The sequence below is a fragment of the Chryseobacterium taiwanense genome (genome assembly GCF_000813825.1).
Classification (GTDB): domain Bacteria; phylum Bacteroidota; class Bacteroidia; order Flavobacteriales; family Weeksellaceae; genus Chryseobacterium; species Chryseobacterium taiwanense.
Genome location: NZ_JWTA01000004.1, coordinates 409,820 through 429,294, shown reverse-complemented (window position 1 = coordinate 429,294; position 19,475 = coordinate 409,820). Strand labels below are relative to the sequence as shown.

Below are 19,475 nucleotides of genomic sequence, written 5' to 3'. Positions count from 1 at the left end.
TAAACTTGAGTGGGGTTTATTTTCTATATACCTTATATAATATAGGGATATAGAAAAAGCACCACTTGAACGTGATGCTTTTTTATATTGTATATTTACTTTACTGATTAGTCAGAAATTTTATAAACGACCATCTTAGCAGTTACATTACTACTAAGCAAAGCTACGTTAAGTCCCGCCTGGTTGTATCTGAAGTCGATAACATCACCAGCATTTAATTGATAAACAGAATCAACATACGTATCACTGATAATTACAGTAATAGCTACAAGAGGAGCAAGAAGGGAAATACTAGCCCCACCGAAAAAACCTTCGTCCATTACAACTCCGTTTCTGAAGATCCCAATTTTTGGAGTACCACCATTAAAGTTAAGAAGACTTACATTTAAATTTACTCCGTCTCCATATCGGTAGTTGAATTTCACAGCATAAACCCCTGTAGTTGGAACAGTATAACTATCAGTAGTTGTATCGAAATTTGTTCCTAAAGTAGCAGGACCGAAATTAATTTTTTCATATCCGTTACTTCCACTTAATCCTAAAAGAGCACCGTTACCAACAACTGTAGCTTTTGCTATTGTACTGTTAGTACCACTAGTACCAGTTATAAACAAAGAAGGATCTAATGTTTTAACTTCTTTAGTGGTTGTGTCAATTCCTAAAACTTGATGACCTGTAAGAGTTGTAGAGTTTGGTGTCGTTCTGATCTTAGCATTACCATTTACATCTAATGTAGCAGAAGGAGTAGCCGTATTAATCCCGACGTTCCCTGTTTGTGCAATGCCCGTCGCAAATAAGCCCAAGAATATCAGGGTGTAGAAATTCTTTTTCATGTTTTTATATTTTAATTGTTTGTATTCTGAGTAATTAGTGGTGTAAATATAATATAAAAAACTTACTTATTTTTATTTTTTTTAACAATGTTTATGTTAATATTGTTTTCTTGTAATGAAAAATATTTTGTATTGGATTAATAGCTGTTTATTTTATTTATTTATTGGTTGTTTTTTTTATAAGTTGTTAGGGTGATGGATGATATATCTTTAAAATTTTAATTTACTTATTTGTGAAATATTTTTTAGTACTTACTTTTCCTCTTCCCAATTTTTGTTAATAAGATCCATTAGAAAATCTGGACATTTAATAATTTTATTAGTTTCAGCAGATAAAAAGAATAGGGTGGTGGAAGCTTCAGTTATTTTTACTCTTTCCTCATTGTAGATTTCATATTCAAATTCTATTCGTACTCCGGGTCTTTTTTTTAAGTACGTATGAATTTCTAATTTTTGATCATACAAAGCAGGTTTTAAGTACTTAATTTTATAGTCAGAAACAGGCAGCCAAATACCTTGATTTTCAATCTCATTATAAGACATCCCTATACTGCGAAATAACTCTACTCTTCCCAGTTCTAGGTACTCTGCATAGTTCCCATAATAGACATATTTCATTGGGTCTGTTTCTCCGTAACGTACTCGTATTGAGTGTGTTGTGTGTATCATTTTTAGGTCTAAATTATACATACAAATATATTTTTAAATAATCAATACCCGCAATATTTTTTTTTAAAAATAAAAAATTAGACCTTTGTCTTCCTCCTAAAAGTAATACTAACAAAAGAATAATCAGGGCATAAATATGGATGAAAATTTAATGATGATATGGCAGAGGTGCCTTCAGTTTATGCGTGATAATCTCAACGCAGCTGAAGATAATTCTGATCTTAAAAAACTTGAAAAATCTTTCGACTTATTGTTTGATAAAGTACAACCGGTTTCTTTGGTTGACAATAATCTTACACTAATGGTTCCGAGTGATTTTTACAAAGAATATATTGAGGATAATTACCTATCCCTGCTTTCTGCTGCCCTGAAGAAAAATATCGGAAAAGGTGTTAAACTTTGGTATTCGGTAATGGAAAATAAGCCGGCTGGCTTAGAAAAACCCGTTACCATGAATATGAAAGGGAAAACAGTTCCCACTCCAAAAGTTCAAGAGACAATGCCGCAAGGTTTCTCTTCAAATATCGTTAATCCCTTTGTCGTTCCGGGAATCAAAAAAGTAAATATTGATTCGAATCTAAAATCGGACTTTTCTTTCGAAAACTATGTTGAGGGAGAAAGTAATAAATTTGCTGCTACAGTAGCAAGATCTATTGCAAAAAGACCGGGCGCAACTGCTTTCAACCCTTTATTTTTATATGGAGGTTATGGAGTAGGGAAAACGCACTTAGGACAAGCGGTAGGACTTGAAGTAAAAAGCCAGTTTCCGGATAAAGTAGTTTTATACTTATCTTCTGAAAAGTTTATTCAGCAGTTTATTTCGGCTGCAAAAGCACATAAGCAAACAGAATTTGCTAATTTCTACCAAATGGTAGATGTATTGATTATCGATGATATTCAATTCTTATCAGGAAAGTCTGCAACACAGGATAGCTTCTTCCATATCTTTGACTATCTACATCAGAATGGAAAACAGATTATCCTTACTTCAGATAAAGCTCCGGCTGATATTATGGATATTCAGGACAGAATTGTTTCCCGTTTCAAATGGGGACTTTCTGCAGAGATTAAATCTCCGGATTTACATACCCGTAAGAAAATTATCGTAGATAAATTAAGCAGAGACGGTATCGTTCTTACAGAAGATATGCTTGATTTCCTTGCTGCAGAAGCAAAAACAAACGTAAGAGAGCTTATTGGAGTAATCAACTCAGTGATTGCCTATTCTACAATTTATAAGTCTGACTTAAGTTTAGAATTGTTAAAAGATACCATCAATAAGATTGCAGCTAACCAGAAGAAAGTAATCAATATTCCTTTCATTCAGGAAGTGGTATGTGATTATTTTGGAATTAAAAGAGAGCAGCTTTTATCTAAAACAAGAAAAAGAGAAATTGCTCTTCCAAGACAATTGGCGATGTATTTTGCTAAAGAATTTACCAACGCTACTTTTACTAAAATTGGTGAAGAGATGGGAGGTAAAGATCATTCAACGGTAATGTATGCTTGTGAAACGATTAAGGATGTTTCTAAGATCGATAAGGAAGTAAAAAAATACGTTAAAGAACTTACTGAAAAGATAAAAAATTAAAAATCAATTGATTTAATACGAGAAATGAAGAATATGACCTATTCTTCATTTTTTGTTTAGTTTTGCCTAACTAATAAGAAGTGAACGATTTTAATTTTATATAAAATATATGAAGATATTAATGGTCTGTCTGGGAAATATATGCAGAAGTCCTTTAGCAGAAGGAATTATGAAAACCAAGCTTCCTGAAAATTGTATTGTGGATTCTGCAGGTACAATTTCTATGCATGAAGGTGAACATCCCGATAAAAGAGCCATAAAAACGGCTGCAAATCATACTATAGATATTTCAAGACAACGATCAAGACCAATTACAACGGCAGATTTTGAAAATTTTGATAAAATTTATTGTATGGATGAGGGTGTATTAGCTGATGCTATCTCAAAAACAGAAAATGAGGAACAAAGGCAAAAAGTATCTCTATTCTTAGAAGTTTTAGGAGATCATAAAAATACTGAAGTTCCCGATCCGTACTGGGGAGATATGAAAGATTTTGAAAATGTTTTTCAACTTCTAGACAAAGGCTGCGAGAAGATTGCAGAAAATTTATTTTTAAAATCGTAATTTACCAATCATTATTACAACAATTCAAAAACCATGCTTTTTTTATTACCGGCTTACCTTTCAGAAAATACTTCTATCACACATTTTTCTCCTGTGATAAAAGAATATATTATGCAAACCGATTACTTCTTTGTGGAAAATGAAAAAACCGCCAGAAAAGTAGTTAAGTTTTTTGCTCCCGAAAAAAAGCAGTCAGATTTAAAGCTTTTTCTTCTGGATAAATACACTGAAAACGCCGATATTAAAGAAGCGCAGCAATTGATGTTGAAAGGTCAGGACTTTGGATTGCTTTCAGAAGCCGGACTTCCTTGTATTGCTGATCCAGGGAATCTGATGGTAAAATGGTGCCACGAAAAAAATATCAGAGTAATTCCTATTTCAGGGCCTTCATCGATTATTTTGGCGCTGATTTCAAGTGGATTTAATGGTCAGGAATTTACATTTAATGGATATCTTCCGATTGATAAAAGTGAAAAGAAAAAACAGATTTTACACCTGGAAAGTTTAGTGCAAAAAACGGGATATTCCCAGATTTTCATGGAAACTCCTTACCGAAATAATCAGCTTTTTGAAGACTTGACGAAGTTTTTATCTCCAAACACAAAATTGTGTATTGCTGCCAATATCAACGATCCAGAGCTAGAATTTATCAAAACAAAGACGATAAAAGACTGGCAAAAACAGAAACCGGAACTTCACAAAATTCCTGCTGTATTTGTTTTGGGTAAATAGTATAAAATATACTTTCAATTATCTCTCGCAGATCTTGCAAATTGTGCAGATTTATTTTTAATTAGTAAAAGATCAGCGCAATCAGCAAAATCTGCGAGAGAAAAAATTATAAATTATTCACAACTCTTTTAATTCCATCCAAAATATTAGTGGTATTAAAATTTACAAGTAACCCAAGTTTTTTGTTTGAAAGTTTAAGATAGGTTTGTAATTGTTTAAAATGAATATCTTCAAGATGTTTCACTGATTTTAACTCTAGAATTACTTTATGTTCAACTAAAATATCAATTCTAAAATTTAGGTCAAATTCTTTATCATCGTAAATAATCGGAAGTGCTAATTCCGCTTTTACATCAAGTCCATTTTCTTCCAGTTCATAAATTAAAATCTTTTGATAAACGGCTTCTAAAAGACCCGGTCCAAGTTTATTGTAAACATTAAAGATACATTTTCTTATGATGTAAGAAATTTCGTTTTCATTCATTTGTTTTTTCTACAAATTAAAGAAAATAGAGTAATTATTCGGATTTTTAAATTATTTCTTCTTTCTGCCTTTCCATTTTCTCCAAAGAAAAACAAAAACAGGGATCAATAAAAAGAATGGCCAAAGTGATATCATTCCCAGAATAAAAGATACAAAACTATTCCAGCCTTCTGTTACAGAGTCTCCGAAACGGCTTCCGAAACCAATATTCGATGTAGCGGAACTTCTCACTTTTTCCTTGTACAGGTTTAGATTTAATGTACTGTAATTAACACGGTCATTAATAAAACGCAATCTTCCTTCCGATACATCAATTTCGTCTTCAAGTTCCCGGATGTTCTCTTGGATTTCCAACATATCTTTTGTGGTAGATGCACTTTTCAGCATATCTCTGTACTTTTCAAGATATATTTTTTTGTTGGCTAATTTTATGGAAACATCAGTATATTCTTCTGTAACATCATTGGAAGATATATTTTTAGACAGAACAGTACCCACTCCGTTAGAAAAAGAATTCACAAGAGCATCAAATTTTTTATGGGGAACTCTGATGGTTATATATAAATTCTCGTCTATATCCGTATTCTGAAACTCTTCCTTTTGAATATAAGCCTGATTGTTTTTTATAATCTCATTGATCTGATTCTGTGATTTTTTAATATCTCCAACCTGGATTCTCATATCTCCGTTTTTGATAATTTTCTTGGAAATAGTGTCAATTCTTTGTGTAGGAGAGTTAGATTTATTTTCAGATTCTGTTTTTTCAGAAATTAAACTTGGTGGTTGAGGCGAGTTTGAAGCAACAGGAGAGCTAAAGGCAACTTTATCTTCCTGAAGAACCTCTGTTAAGTCAGCCCGAACTTCCTCTTTGGCAATATTTTCAGATTTGTTACAACCGATAAGAAGTAAACAAAATAATGAGATAGATAATTTTTTCATACATAAAGTTTGAATAGTTTTATCAAAAAGCATGCGAAGAATCGATTTTTATTGTAAATTTTCAATAATTGTTTGAAATTAATATGATTTCTTCTGTTTTCTTTATAGTTATTGCATTTCAAACGATTAAAATTGAATTTATTTTATATTTTTATTGAATGAAAAAGAGTCTTTTAGCCTTTATATGTTCTCCGTTTTTTTTCTATGCTCAGGAAGTTTCGAAACTGACAGATGAAATGGCTATCAAATTATCCGAAAAACCGCTTCACTGTATCAATCAGGAATATCCGAATAAAACGGCACATATTATTAACAATGCCGGTGAAGTTCCGTTGAGTCCAAAAGATCTGCATCCGAGCTTTTATGGATGTTTTGACTGGCATAGTTCTGTTCATGGACATTGGATGCTGGTTCGCTTACTAAAAACAAAACCGAATTTATCAATTGCAAAAGACATTGAAAACATTCTTGATAATTCCTTTAAAAAAGAAAACCTTCAGACAGAAGCAGATTACTTTACAAAATACCAATTAACAGGAACTTTCGAAAGAACATACGGTTGGGCCTGGTTGTTAAAGTTGGATGAAGAATTAGCAACTTGGAACCATCCGAAAGCGAAAATTTGGCATCAGAACTTAAAGCCTTTAACGGATAAAATTTTGAGCTCATGGAAGACTTTTTTACCTAAACAGACGTATCCAAACAGAACAGGAGTTCATCCTAATACGGCATTCGCTATGGTTTTTGCTCTGGATTGGGCAAGAGCAACTGGTGATAAGAATTTTGAAAATCAATTGGTTGAAAAAGCAAAATATTTTTACTTAAACAATACAAAAACTCCGGCTTATCTTGAACCGGACGGATCGGATTTCTTTTCTCCAAGTTTAGAAATTGCTGATCTGATGAGAAGAGTTCTGCCTCAAAAAGAATTTGTACAATGGCTGAATAAATTCTATGAAAAACGAAGTCTGGAAAATATAGAAAAAATTCCTGTAGTAAGTGATCTGAGTGACTATCAAACGGTGCATTTGGTGGGGTTGTCATTCACAAAAGCATGGTGTATGAAAGGAATTGCAAAATCTCTTCCGGATAATCATCCGTTGAAAAAAGAGTTTCAAAAGACAGCGACTATATTTTTAAACAATGGACTTCCGTTACTTTTCCAGGGGAATTATGGAGGAGATCATTGGTTGGCAAGTTTTGCGGTCTATGCGTTAGAAGATTAAATTAATATCTGATTCCCAGTTTTTTTAAAACAAAGGTTAATAACCAGATAGGTCCGATCAGAAGAAACTGTAAGTCTTTCAGGAAAGACGGTTTTTTGCCTTCAATTTTATGACCTACAAATTGTAAAATCCATGTGATGACAAAAATAGCGAGGTAAAAAATCCATGATTTTGTTCCAAAAGTGATGTTCGCTAAAGAAACGAAATGTTCCATTAGCAGCATTACAAAGATCATGATTATGGCAATTCTCCAGGATAATCTGAAATAGAAGATCGTTACTAAAACTAAAGCAATAAAGCTCGCAATACTCAAAAAACCAAAGTATTTCAGATACATATTAGGAGTCGGAATATATGAGATAAAACCTAGAATTGTCCAGAAGATCAAAGGAACACAGATCCAGTGAATCAGTTTATTGGTTGAGTTTCTATGGCTTTCACCGTACTCAGCAAGTAACAAATCTATCTTTCTCATATCAGAATTTTGTAAAATACTAAAATAATAAATTTTTGCAATCGCTCAAGACTTTGCTTACATTTGTGTTATGTCTGTCTTAGAAAAATTCGGGGTTGATGTTTTTACACAACATAATATATTCGAGAGAATTGCTGTCGATAAACCGTTTCGTCCTGAAAATCCGGCTTTTATATTTATTAAAACCGGGACAATAAAACTCAAACAGCATTTCCGTGATTTAGAACTTTCTGCCAATATGTTTATGGTGACAGATCCGCAAACAGTGTATGAAATGGTTTCTGTGAGTGACGATTTTCAGTCGAGAATGGTGTCTTATAAAAGAGAGTTTATTTCGGCGTTGTCATTAAAGTTCAATAGACTGATTACCTATCGTTATTTCAGACAGCAAATGAACATCGGAGTTCCCTTTGAACCTGAAGAACTGGAGGTAGTTTGGAGAAGTGTGAATTTTCTTAAATATATTTTAGATTCTGAAACAGAAATGACTTACAAAAAAGAAATTGTGGAGCATCTTTTTTCTGTTTTTTGTTATCAGATGGCGGGAATTATTTCCAAAGAAGACAATAGCTCTATGAACCAAATGTCGAGACAGGAAGAGATTGTTTTTGTTTTTTTAAATGATGTTGCTGAAAATCATCATACGGAACGAACGGTTGAGTTTTATGCCGAACGTCAGTCGATTACAACCAGACATCTTTCCTCGGTCATTAAGAGCATTACGGGGAAGTCAGCAAGTCAGATTATTGCCTTAATTATTGTGAATGAAGCAAAGGTATTACTGAACTCTTCAACTAAGCCTGTTTCTGAAATTTCATCGATATTGGGCTTCAGTGATCAATACTCGTTTTCTCACTTTTTTAAGAAGCATTTAGGAGAAAGTCCATCACAATACAGACATCAGTTCGAAAGTTAAAATCTTACATTTGAACATCTTTTTCCAATTCTCAAACATTTGTTTGAGTTTGTAAGCGCCATAACTTTGTACTCGTAAAACAAGGTAAAATGGTAAAGAATGTAAAAACAGCACTATCACTCGTGGTAGCTCTATTTCCTGCGCTGTTTTTTTCACAAGAAATAAAACAGATGACCGCGAATGAGGTCGCCGAACTCGCGGTGCGAAATCATCAGCAGTTAAAAGTTTCGGCTCAAAATATCGACATTGCAAAACAGAACACGAATGTTACTAAACTTCAGAAACTCCCTACAATAACGGCTTCTACAAGTCAGTTTTATTTAGGAGATGCTGTAGCAATTGATAAAGATTTTTCCAATTCTACAAATGTTCCGATGCCTCATTACGGAAGTTCTTATGCGGTTCAGGCAACTCAACTGATCTTCAAAGGGGGATTGGTAAACAAATCTATTGAGCTGGCCGGACTTCGTGAACAGCTTTCGGAATTGGATTTAGAGAAAAATATACAGGATGTGAAATTTTTGGTGATTTCCAATTATTTGGATATTTATAAGATCTTAAATCAACAGGAAGTATTTCAAAATAACAAAAGACTGGCTCAGGAAAGATTAAAAAATATCCAGAAATTCTATCAGCAGGGAATGGTGACCCGAAATGAGGTGATTCGTGGCGAGCTGGCAATCAAAAATCTGGATCAGGGAATTTTGACTTTAGTAAACAATAAGAGAATCCTTAATTATAATTTAAGTATTGCGTTGGGATTACCTACTGATACAGAGATTATCCCGATTGAAAGTTTAGAGAACAAAGAGACAGGAATCGGAATGGAATATTATGTAAATCTTGCCCATGACAGTAATCCTGTAATGAAATCTGCAAAAACGAATATGGATGTTGCAGATAAAAATATTGAAATTATTAAAACAGATAAAATGCCTACGGTTGCAGGTTTTGGAGGATATACTCTGCAAAGACCGATTACGACTAGAAATCCAGTGTTAGATATGTATTCTGGAGGTTGGCAAACAGGAGTTTCTTTAAGTTATAATATTGACAATCTATATAAAACGAAAGAAAGAGTAAAGTTAGGAGAGCTGCAAAAAAATCAGGCCAATGATGCGATGACTTTGACGCAACAAAATATTGACATGGTTGTGAATGCTGCGTATGTAAAATACCAGGAATCTATTCAGCAGGCAGATATTTTGAATGATGCAAAAAAACTGGCGGAAGAAAACTATAATATTACAGAAGCTAAATATTTAAATCAACTGGCAGTGCAGGCGGAAATGATCGATGCTCAGAACCAAAAACTACAGTCAGAATTGGATTATGCCAATGCAGAAATCAATGTGCTGTATCAATATTACAATCTTCTGAAATCTACGGGAACTCTTTAATTTTTAAAACTGAAAACAATGGAAAACAAGGAACAAAATACTCAAAATACATCTTCAGCACCTGTACAGTCAAGTGCTGCGGCAAAAAAGAAAGAAAATAAAAAGAATAAAATCAGAGCCATCATCTCAAATAGTATTGTCTTTTTGGTGATCGGTTTCGGATTGTTCTGGTTGGTTCGTGAATATTTCCATGTAGGAGATAAGACCTATACAGAAGCAGCACAGGTTGAAGAATTTATTAACCCGATTAACACTAGAGTTTCAGCTTATATCAAAGAAATAAAATTTATTGAGCATCAAAAGGTTAAAAAAGGAGATACACTGGTAATTCTTGACAATCGTGAAATTCTTACGCAGCTTGGTCAGGCTGAAGCGGCTTATCAGAATGCTTTGGCTCAGAAAACGGCAACAAGTTCATCAGTGAATACGGTTTCAAACAATATCAATGTTATGGAATCTAATATTGCCGGTGCAAAAGCAAGACTATGGAATGCCGAGCAAAACTTAAACCGATATAAAAACCTTTTGGCTTCAGAAGCAGTCACAAGACAGCAATACGATCAGGTAAAAACCGAATATGACGCTCAAAAAGCAGCGTATGAAACGTTGGTGAACCAAAAACAGTCTGCCAATCTTTCTACAACGGAAGTCAAAAGTAAATTAGGAATTAATGATGCAGAAATTAAGAGAACAAAGTCTGCTTTGGATATGGCGAAAATCAATTTGTCTTATACGGTAATCACAGCTCCTTATGACGGTGTAATGGGAAGAAGAACGATCTCTGAAGGACAGTTGATTCAACCGGGACAACAAGTAGCAACGATTGTTCTGAACGGACAAAAATGGGTAACTGCCAACTTTTTAGAAAGTCAGATGCCGAATATTAAAATCGGGGAAAAAATGATGATGACAGCAGATGCTTTAGGCGGACAAAAATTTGAAGGGGTGGTAACTGCGATTTCTGCAGCAACGGGTTCAAAATATTCAAGTGTTCCTACAGATAATTCGACCGGAAACTTCATCAAAGTTCAACAGAGAATTCCTGTAAGAATTGAGTTTACGGCTTCCAATAAAAAAGAAGAGATAGATAAACTGAGCGCAGGGATGAATGTAAATGTGAGTTTTGAAGGTAAAAAGTAAAAAGAATCAAGTAAAAAGTAAAATTCAGTGAATTAAAAAATACGTAACGATTGATATGAGTTCATGATCTGCGTAATACTTTAATCTTTTTACCATTTACTTGGCTCTCAGTTAAATCTACAAACATGTACAACAAAGGATTATATAACGACTGGGTTCCGAAACCTGTACAGCTTTTACTGATTGTATTACTGCTTGCAGTAGTAATGCCGCTTGGTGGGGTGTATGTAGGAAATATCAGTTATGTAGTAAGCGGAACCGGCTCAATGACTGAATATTTCATGTGGGCGAATTATGCGACGACCATTGGAATGGGAGCGTGTATGCCGATCGTTCTCAGAATGAAAATGAGATTCAAGGTTCGGGATAAAATGACGGTTTTACTAGTGCTTCTGGGATTGCTGAGCTATCTCAATTCAACGACTATTGATCCTATGATTTTTATTGTTTCATCATTATTTATAGGATTTTTAAAAATGATGGTAACGATAGAGCTATTTTTACCATTAATGGCGATGATCGGCAACAGAGGAATGTTTTATGGAGCGTTTTATACATTTGTTTTAGTGCTCAATCAGATTTCAGGATATTATGCGGCAGAAGTTTCCATTAATTATAACTGGCAACATTTTTATGTGATTATGGCAGTTGCGTGTTTTGTATTGGCTTTGATACATTGGATTTTTATGCATGATAAATATTTTGCGTTAAAAGTTCCGTTACATTATATTGACTGGTTAAGCATCCTGCTTTTTGTCTCTACATTTATGTTTTCTGCATATGTTTTTTCATTCGGAAAACAGCAGGACTGGCTTAATTCAAAAAATATTATCAATGCGAGCATAGCAGCTTTTGTGAGTTTTGCTTTATTAGCGGTTCGTCAGCTAACTTTAAAAAGACCTTATCTTTCTTTTAAAATATTCACTAAAAATAATGTTCAGCACGGATTGTTCATGCTTTTTGCACTAGGAATGTTTTTAGGAACAAGTTCTGTTCAGAATTCTTTTGCAGTGGGAGTTTTAGGATATGATCAATTGACGAACGCTAAATTAAATTTACTAATGATTCCCGGGCTTATTTTAGCAGGAGTTGTTGCTATTATTTGGTTTAAAAAAGAAATTCCATTGAAGATGTTTATCTTTTCAGGTTTTTCTGCAATGATAGGCTATGCAATGGTAATGTACTTTTCTATGGTGTTGGAATTCAATTACGAAAACTGGTATTTACCCATGTTTCTGAAAGGATACGGAATGGGTTCGCTTTTCATCTCCGTGTGGTTTTACACATTAGATAAACTGGAAATGGATGATATGTTGGCCGCTATCGGACTGGTGTTGGTCTGGAGAACCTTTTTAGCCGTTGGATTTTTCTCGGCTGTTTATTCATGGTTCCTTTATCATTTTCAGGTCGTTGCTATCGGTGATCTGGCTGTTTATATAGACGGAATGACCGTTACTCCACAAAATGCGGCAACAGGGTTGAAAATAATTCAGCTGAATGCAATTATTGTAGCGATTAAAAAAATATTCGGATACATCATTTTGGCTGGGCTTGGAGTGTTGATCTATGTTTTCACCCATCATTTTGGAAAAGAACGTTTCGAATATGCCAGATTCGTTAAAATATTAAGTGGAAAATCTGCTTTGGCGAGAAAAAGACTTCGCGAACGAAAAAGATTGTTACAGGAAATAAAAGATGCAGCTGGTCCTGCATTATAAAGATACCTTGTTTTTCATCTGTAAAACTCCATTTTATTGTAAGATGGGGTTTTACTTTTTTAAATTTAATCTTTTACTATACTTTCGAATTTTAATTCTATAAAAAACAGACTTCCTATAAAGAAGTCTGTTTTTTTATAAGTTGATCAGGTAATTTTTAATTACGGAAATACTGTCTTACATCTGCTGAATCAAAAGTGTAATCTGCTTGATTTTCAGATTTATCTAATTTTTTACTAATCGTTAAAGCCCATAAAACAAGTTCTTTGCAGAAATTCTGATCTTCTTGGCTCAGCTCAGAAGCGTTTTCTTTCACCACCGTTGTGAGTGGCTCTATCTTACTCAGTTTAGCATAGAATTCTTCATCCGTATCTGCATAATTTAGTTCAAGCTGATTCTTCGAAAACCATTGGATTAAATCCGTATAAGGTGTTTTAATTCCCTCTTTTTCCAGTTTTGAAATACGTGGGAAGATATCCTCAAACAATCTCATAATCGCCTGATCGATCAGAATTTTAGCAACATGATCCGCACCTTCCTGTTCACCTTCATACACCAGTTCAATTTTCCCTGTGATAGAAGGAATAATAGACATAAAATCTAAAAGACGGATGTTTGTTTTTTCTGAATCGGTTTCTAAAAGACGCAATTTAGCAGCTGCGAAAAGATTTTCCATAGCACTGATCGTCAATCTTGCACTTACTCCACTTTTAGCATCCACATATTCACTGTCTCTTGCCACGAAAGCAACTTCTTCTAGAAGGTTTTTCGCCAATTCAGAGATTTGGATTTTGTCACGATCTTCAGGAGAAATCAAAGCTTCCTGCTCAGTAATCTGCTTGGCAAGTTCAACACTTTTCGGGTAATGAGTGAAAATCTGAGAACCGATTCTGTCTTTTAAAGGGGTTACAATACTTCCTCTGTTGGTGTAATCTTCAGGGTTGGCAGTAAATACAAACTGAATATCCAAAGGCATTCTCAATTGAAAACCTCTGATCTGAATATCACCTTCCTGTAAAATATTGAACAAAGAAACCTGAATTCTGGCTTGCAGATCGGGCAATTCATTCAAAACAAAAATAGAACGGTTAGCTCTTGGGATCATTCCGTAATGTAACACACGTTCATCAGAATAAGGTAATTTTAAAGTTGCTGCTTTAATAGGATCGATGTCTCCAATTAAATCTGCAATATTTACATCAGGCGTCGCCAGTTTTTCAAAAAAACGGTCTGAACGGTGAACCCATGAAATTGGTGTTTCATTACCAAGCTCTGCAACCAGGTCTCTCGCATATTTTGAAATCGGCTGAAACGGACTGTCATTAATTTCAGAACCTTTTACAATCGGCATATATTCATCCAGAAGATTCACCATGCTTCTTGCAATTCTTGTTTTTGCCTGTCCGCGCAATCCTAATAGATTAATGTGATGACCTGCCAGAATCGCTTTTTTCAATTGCGGAATTACGGTATCTTCATAGCCGTAAAGTCCTTCAAAAACAGGTTCTTTAGCTTTGATTTTAGCAATCAAATTAGCCTGAATTTCCTGATTGATGGTTTTATCTGTATATCCTGAATTTTTTAATTCTTTAAATGTTGTATCGTTTTTCATTTGTTTAATGATATAATGTTTTTATAGAGCAGTATTAAAATAACGTAAAGTTCGTCAAGATTTAGTAATAACTAACTGCTTTGTTTTGGTTTGCAAAGGCATTTAACTTTTGTCTTTTTACTTTTTCCTTGGCTCTTTTTAAATCCTTTTAATCCTATTCTTTTCGTAATCTTCAAAAATCATCTGTCCTAATCCTGAAAGTCCTGTTAGAAAAGCTTTTCCTTTATTTTGAGCTGTAAAGATTTCAACAAATTTTCGGAGATAAGGATCCTGTGCAATCATAAAGGTGGTGATCGGAATTTTCAGTTTTCTTGCTTGTGCCGCTTTATGAAGGCATTCTGAAACAATTCTTTCATCGAGTCCTACACTGTTCATGTAATATTCTCCATTGGGTAATTTCAGACAGCTTGGTTTTCCGTCGGTAATCATAAAGATTTGCTTGTTGGTATTTCTTTTTCTGCGGAGAATATCCATCGCCAGTTCCAATCCTGCAACAGTATTGGTATGATACGGACCAACCTGTAAATAAGGAAGATCTTTAATTTTTATAGGCCATGCTTCATTCCCGAAAACAATGATATCAATAGAATCTTTCGGATATTTTCTTTTGATTAACTCTACTAAAGCCATGGCTACTTTTTTGGCAGGAGTAATCCGGTCTTCACCATATAAAATCATAGAGTGACTGATGTCTATCATCAAAACCGTACTCATCTGAGCCTTGTGTTTTGTTTCTTCTACAATGAGGTCGTCTTCGGTCATTCTAAGATCAGAAATTCCGTTGTTGATCTGAGCATTTTTCAGACTTTCGGTCATATTTACCGCAGATAAATCATCTCCATATTGGAAATTCCTATGTTCACCATCACGTTCATCTCCAATTCCGGTTTTGCGCGTACGGTGGTTTCCAACGCCACTTTTCTGAAGTTTTCCGAAAATCTGATCCAGGGCATATTCACGTAGTGCAGCTTCCAGTTTGGCAGTCAGTACATTTTTGCCTTCTCCGGTTCCGGAATTGCCGTCTTCAGGATCTTCAGCTTTGATATAACCACGTTTTTTCAGATCTTCTTCAAAATCTTCACGGGTATATTCATCATCGAAAATATTGTATTCTCTGTCGAGCATATCGAGCCATTCAAAAGCTTCCTCAAGATCGCCGGAAGTGTGGATGAGCAAATCTCTGAATACATCGAAAACCCTGTCGAAATTGGAAATTTCCTCCGGAACATGCTTACTGAAAGTAAAACCCTGATGAACATTATTATTTTTATTTGTCATGAGGTTGTTCTTGTATTTAAAACAGACAAGTTAGGAAAATATTGTAAGAAGAATAGTGCCTAGAAAATAGATAATGTTAATCACACTTATAAAATATTTAACATGATTTTGATGTTTAAAATAGAGGGGAAGTTTTCAAATTGGAATATATTTTTTCGTTTCTTTTTAGAACATAGTATCTTTGCACCCATATTTACAGCTATGAAAGACTTAATGGGGCGCGCTATCTGGGATTTTTATCACAACGAAGATCCGAAAGATTTGCAGACTGAAACTTCAATTTCTGAACTGGATGAGCTTCCGGTGGACTATCTTTTCAGAGACTTTGAAGAAATGAATAAAATCGAACAGAAAGCGTTGAAGTTATCCAAAGGAAAGACGTTGGATATCGGAGCAGGAGCGGGTTCACATTCTTTATACCTTCAGAATGAAAGAAACCTTGATGTTACCGCATTAGATATTTCACCAAAATCCATTGAAGTTTGTCAATCGAGGGGAATTCAAAAAGCGGTTGCAGAAAATATGCTTCACTTTGAGGGAGAAACTTTTGATACAATTCTGTTATTAATGAACGGAACAGGAATTTTTCAAAGCCTTAACGTGATTGATATTTACCTTAAAAAACTTTATTCTTTATTAAATGAAAAAGGGCAGATTCTGATCGACAGTACAGATATTCTCTATATGTTCGACCGTGATGAAGATGGAGGAGTGTATATTCCTGCGGAAGGATATTATGGTGAACTGGATTATACGGTTCATTATAAAGGAGAGTCGGAAGATCCTATCAAATGGCTGTATCTTGATTTTACCACACTAAAAAATGCAGTAGAAAATAATGGCTTTAAAATCGATAAAGTTATTCAGGACGAGGATTCTTATTTAGCCAAACTGGTTAAAAAATAGAATTTTTTTAGACAATAAATACAATATAAATTCTCTATAGATAGAACAAAAGATTTAAAATTTATTGTAGAAGAGCCCAAATTCCAACACCAATACCGGCGTAAACAAGTACCGTGATGATGTCAGCAATAGGTTGTGAAAAACGTTTTTCAGCAATTTTTTCGCTATTGATCTGGTTTTTATGGAATTTCAAAACTGTTTTAGGACTGCGAACAGGATGCGCAATTAGACTGTCTCTTTCCCAACGGTCAACGATGATCTTATAAGATTTACCATCAACATCAATTTTAAAATTTTTATTGGGTGCAAGTTTCTCCTGAACATTAATGGGAACAGGTGCTTGTTGTAAATTCTGACCTTTGGAATCAGTTGTTGCGATTTTGGCTTGATTAGGGATATTGTTAGCAGAAGCTGCTTTATTTTTAGCATCTTGGTTATTGTCGATTGCTGCATTCTTCGGTTTTTTAACCTGATATGTGTAGCAGCTGGTAAGAGAGAATGATATGATGATGAGATAAAGATACTTTTGCATTAGCCAAATTTAAGAATTAAATGGAATATTCAGTGTTTTTCTTTTGGAAGATCCTGTTTTTATCAAAATTATTCCTGCTTAAAGATAAACAATTAACAAGAAATATATTTAATACATATTGATTCTTAAAAATAAGAAACACTTCATTTTCTTTGATATTAAAAACGAAAACACCTGAAAAATATTTTTCAGGTGCTTATATTTTAATGCTAAAGATAAGAATTATCCGATCTCAATACCATTTTCAACATTGCTGTCATCCGGAGTCACGAAAGATAATTTTCCGTCCGGTTTTGTTGTCAATAACAACATTCCTTGAGATTCAATTCCTCTGATTTTTCTTGGAGCAAGGTTTAATAAGATCATCACCTGTTTTCCAATAACCTCTTCTGGAGTGAAGCTTTCTGCAATTCCTGAAACAACGGTTCTTACATCAACACCTGTATCAACAGTCAATTTCAGTAATTTATCAGCTTTTTCTACTTTTTCAGCTTCTGTAATGGTTGCTGTTCTCAAGTCGATTTTTGTAAAATCATCAAAAGTGATTTCGTCTTTCATAGGATTTGCGTTAGGATTTGTTTTTTTATTGTTTTGTTTGGTATCTTCCAATTTTTGGATTTGAGCTTCGATGACATCGTCTTCAATTTTTGAGAAAAGAAGAGATGACTCATTGATTTTGTGTCCTGTTTCAACTAAAACAGATTTTGTTTCAACGTCATTCCAATCCGATTTTTGAACATTGAACATATTCAATAATTTTTCAGAGCTGAAAGGCATAAATGGTTCACATAACTGCGCTAAAGCTACAGCAATCTGAGCTCCAACAAATAATGAATGTGCAGCTTTTTCAGGATTATCTTTAATCGTTTTCCAAGGCTCTTCTGTTTGAAGATACTGATTACCGAAACGTGCTAAATTCATTAAAGCGGTTAAAGAGTTTCTGAACTCATAATTCTCTAAGAATCCTGAAATTTCTTTTGCTGCTTTATTGATTTCCTGTAATTCGGGAGCATTTACATCACCTTGAGGAATAATTCCATCATAATATTTATGAATTAAAACGGCCACTCTGTTGATAAAATTTCCGAAAATTCCTACCAATTCAGAATTATTCTTGGTTTGGAAATCCTTCCATGTAAAGTTATTATCTTTTGTTTCAGGAGCCGATGAAAGAAGAGCATATCTCAAAACATCCTGTTGTCCCGGGAAATCTTCAACATATTCGTGTGCCCAAACTGCCCAGTTTCTTGAAGTTGAGATTTTATCATTCTCAAGATTCAGGAATTCAAATGCAGGAACGTTTTTCGGCATGATGTAATCTTCGTGAGCTTTCATCATACTTGGGAAAATAATACAGTGGAATACAATATTGTCTTTTCCGATAAAGTGAACCAGATCAGAATTTTCGCTCTGCCAGTAATCTTTCCAGTCTTTTCCGTTTTTCTCCGCCCATTCTTTGGTGAAAGAAATATAACCTATCGGTGCATCGAACCATACGTAAAGTACTTTTCCTTCAGCACCCGGAAGCGGAACAGGAACCCCCCAGTTTAGGTCTCTGGTCATTGCACGAGGTTTTAAACCATCATTCAACCAAGATTTAACCTGCCCGTAAACGTTAGGTTTCCAGTCGTCTTTATGACCTTCAATGATCCATTCGTTCAGGAAGTCTTCATATTCATTTAAAGGTAAATACCAGTTTTTTGTTTCTTTTAAAATAGGAACATTTCCGCTTAGCATTGATTTCGGATTGATCAATTCTGATGGAGAAAGGGTAGAACCACATTTTTCACACTGATCTCCGTACGCATTTTCATTTCCACAATTAGGGCAAGTTCCGACAATATATCTGTCAGCAAGGAATTCTCCTGCTTGCTCATCAAAATACTGCTCAGACATTTCTTCTGTGAACTTTCCTTTTTCGTAAAGAACCTTAAAGAAATCCTGACTTGTTTCGTAATGATTTTTAGAAGTTGTTCTCGAATATTCATCAAACGAAATTCCTAAATCTGAAAACGATTTTTTGATAATTTCGTGATATTTATCAACGATATCCTGAGGAGTCACCCCTTCTTTTTTAGCTCTTATTGTAATAGGAATACCATGTTCATCCGATCCACAGATAAACGCTACATCTTTTCCTAATCTTCTTTGAAATCTTGCGTAAACATCCGCAGGAATATAGACACCTGCCAAATGCCCTATATGAACCGGTCCGTTTGCATAAGGCAAAGCTGCCGTAATCATCTTTCTGTTTGACATTTAATAGTAAAGTTTAGATGCAAAGATACTGATTATCTCTGAAAACTAATATCTGTACTGTTTTTATATGATAAGATACATTAATTATATATGAAATTGGTTTATTTTGTTAAACAATTGTTTAACTTTTGATATTGGTGATAGATATATTATGTTTTGCATATTATCATTTAATGAATTGTAATTTAGTATTTTAACTT

At 34.2% G+C, this 19,475-nt stretch carries 18 protein-coding genes; 9 read left to right on the top strand and 9 right to left on the bottom strand.

Features of this window, described 5'->3' with window-relative positions:
* Positions 1-107: 107 nt before the first annotated feature.
* Together RM51_RS05420 and RM51_RS05415 are read right to left on the bottom strand one after the other, a co-directional pair.
* The gene (locus tag RM51_RS05420; protein ID WP_039365915.1) at positions 108-833 is read right to left on the bottom strand and encodes a hypothetical protein; all 726 of its coding nucleotides are present in this window, start codon (positions 831-833) and stop codon (positions 108-110) included.
* A 252-nt stretch (positions 834-1,085) separates the two neighbouring features.
* Entirely contained in the window at positions 1,086-1,502 is a 417-nt protein-coding gene (locus RM51_RS05415; protein WP_039365913.1) for an acyl-CoA thioesterase, read from the bottom strand.
* A 136-nt stretch (positions 1,503-1,638) separates the two neighbouring features.
* Between RM51_RS05415 and dnaA the strand changes: the two genes are divergently transcribed.
* From dnaA to RM51_RS05400, 3 genes are all read left to right on the top strand, one after another.
* Positions 1,639-3,093 carry a chromosomal replication initiator protein DnaA gene (dnaA, locus tag RM51_RS05410; protein WP_039365911.1) on the top strand — a complete coding sequence of 485 codons (1,455 nt, stop codon included), beginning with the start codon at positions 1,639-1,641 and terminating at the stop codon, positions 3,091-3,093.
* A gap of 109 nt (positions 3,094-3,202) precedes the next feature.
* A complete protein-coding gene (locus RM51_RS05405) occupies positions 3,203-3,658 on the top strand; it encodes a low molecular weight protein-tyrosine-phosphatase (RefSeq protein WP_039365909.1) in 456 nt (151 codons plus the stop codon).
* 33 nt (positions 3,659-3,691) lie between these two features.
* Entirely contained in the window at positions 3,692-4,390 is a 699-nt protein-coding gene (locus RM51_RS05400; protein WP_039365907.1) for an SAM-dependent methyltransferase, read from the top strand.
* A gap of 106 nt (positions 4,391-4,496) precedes the next feature.
* Here RM51_RS05400 and RM51_RS05395 read toward each other — a convergent pair whose 3' ends face one another.
* Positions 4,497-4,874, bottom strand: a complete 378-nt coding sequence (locus RM51_RS05395; protein ID WP_039365905.1) for a GxxExxY protein — start codon at positions 4,872-4,874, stop codon at positions 4,497-4,499.
* Positions 4,875-4,925: 51 nt separating this feature from the next.
* Positions 4,926-5,813 (bottom strand): DUF4349 domain-containing protein, encoded by an 888-nt coding sequence (locus RM51_RS05390; RefSeq protein WP_039366475.1) that lies wholly within the window; start codon positions 5,811-5,813, stop codon positions 4,926-4,928.
* 158 nt (positions 5,814-5,971) lie between these two features.
* Here RM51_RS05390 and RM51_RS05385 point away from each other — a divergent pair, with 158 nt between their 5' ends.
* Positions 5,972-7,039: a DUF2891 domain-containing protein gene (locus tag RM51_RS05385; RefSeq protein WP_039365903.1), complete on the top strand. Its 1,068-nt coding sequence runs from the start codon at positions 5,972-5,974 to the stop codon at positions 7,037-7,039.
* Between the two features lies 1 nt (position 7,040).
* Here RM51_RS05385 and RM51_RS05380 read toward each other — a convergent pair whose 3' ends face one another.
* Positions 7,041-7,514, bottom strand: coding sequence for an Mpo1 family 2-hydroxy fatty acid dioxygenase (locus RM51_RS05380; RefSeq protein ID WP_039365901.1), 474 nt, complete (start codon positions 7,512-7,514; stop codon positions 7,041-7,043).
* A gap of 70 nt (positions 7,515-7,584) precedes the next feature.
* On the opposite strand from RM51_RS05380, the gene RM51_RS05375 reads away from it, so the two are divergent.
* The 4 genes from RM51_RS05375 to RM51_RS05360 all read left to right on the top strand — a co-directional run bounded on the left by RM51_RS05375 (position 7,585) and on the right by RM51_RS05360 (position 12,688).
* On the top strand, positions 7,585-8,430 hold the full coding sequence (locus RM51_RS05375) for a helix-turn-helix domain-containing protein (protein ID WP_039365899.1): 846 nt from the start codon (positions 7,585-7,587) through the stop codon (positions 8,428-8,430).
* Positions 8,431-8,519: 89 nt separating this feature from the next.
* Complete coding sequence (locus tag RM51_RS05370) at positions 8,520-9,830, top strand: TolC family protein (protein WP_039365897.1); 1,311 nt, start codon at positions 8,520-8,522, stop codon at positions 9,828-9,830.
* 18 nt (positions 9,831-9,848) lie between these two features.
* Positions 9,849-10,970, top strand: a complete 1,122-nt coding sequence (locus tag RM51_RS05365) for an HlyD family secretion protein (protein WP_039365895.1) — start codon at positions 9,849-9,851, stop codon at positions 10,968-10,970.
* Positions 10,971-11,095: 125 nt separating this feature from the next.
* Positions 11,096-12,688, top strand: a complete 1,593-nt coding sequence (locus RM51_RS05360; RefSeq protein ID WP_039365893.1) for an MFS transporter — start codon at positions 11,096-11,098, stop codon at positions 12,686-12,688.
* A gap of 157 nt (positions 12,689-12,845) precedes the next feature.
* Here the strand turns inward: RM51_RS05360 and RM51_RS05355 are convergent, their stop codons facing one another.
* Positions 12,846-14,300 carry a sigma 54-interacting transcriptional regulator gene (locus RM51_RS05355; protein WP_039365891.1) on the bottom strand — a complete coding sequence of 485 codons (1,455 nt, stop codon included), beginning with the start codon at positions 14,298-14,300 and terminating at the stop codon, positions 12,846-12,848.
* A gap of 138 nt (positions 14,301-14,438) precedes the next feature.
* On the bottom strand, positions 14,439-15,578 hold the full coding sequence (locus tag RM51_RS05350) for a vWA domain-containing protein (protein WP_039365889.1): 1,140 nt from the start codon (positions 15,576-15,578) through the stop codon (positions 14,439-14,441).
* Positions 15,579-15,779: 201 nt separating this feature from the next.
* Here RM51_RS05350 and RM51_RS05345 point away from each other — a divergent pair, with 201 nt between their 5' ends.
* Positions 15,780-16,484 (top strand): class I SAM-dependent methyltransferase, encoded by a 705-nt coding sequence (locus RM51_RS05345; protein ID WP_039365887.1) that lies wholly within the window; start codon positions 15,780-15,782, stop codon positions 16,482-16,484.
* A gap of 61 nt (positions 16,485-16,545) precedes the next feature.
* On the opposite strand, the gene RM51_RS05340 is transcribed toward RM51_RS05345, so the two are convergent.
* A complete protein-coding gene (locus RM51_RS05340; RefSeq protein ID WP_039365885.1) occupies positions 16,546-17,016 on the bottom strand; it encodes a hypothetical protein in 471 nt (156 codons plus the stop codon).
* Positions 17,017-17,238: 222 nt separating this feature from the next.
* Positions 17,239-19,275: a methionine--tRNA ligase gene (metG, locus tag RM51_RS05335; RefSeq protein WP_039365883.1), complete on the bottom strand. Its 2,037-nt coding sequence runs from the start codon at positions 19,273-19,275 to the stop codon at positions 17,239-17,241.
* Positions 19,276-19,475: the final 200 nt, after the last annotated feature.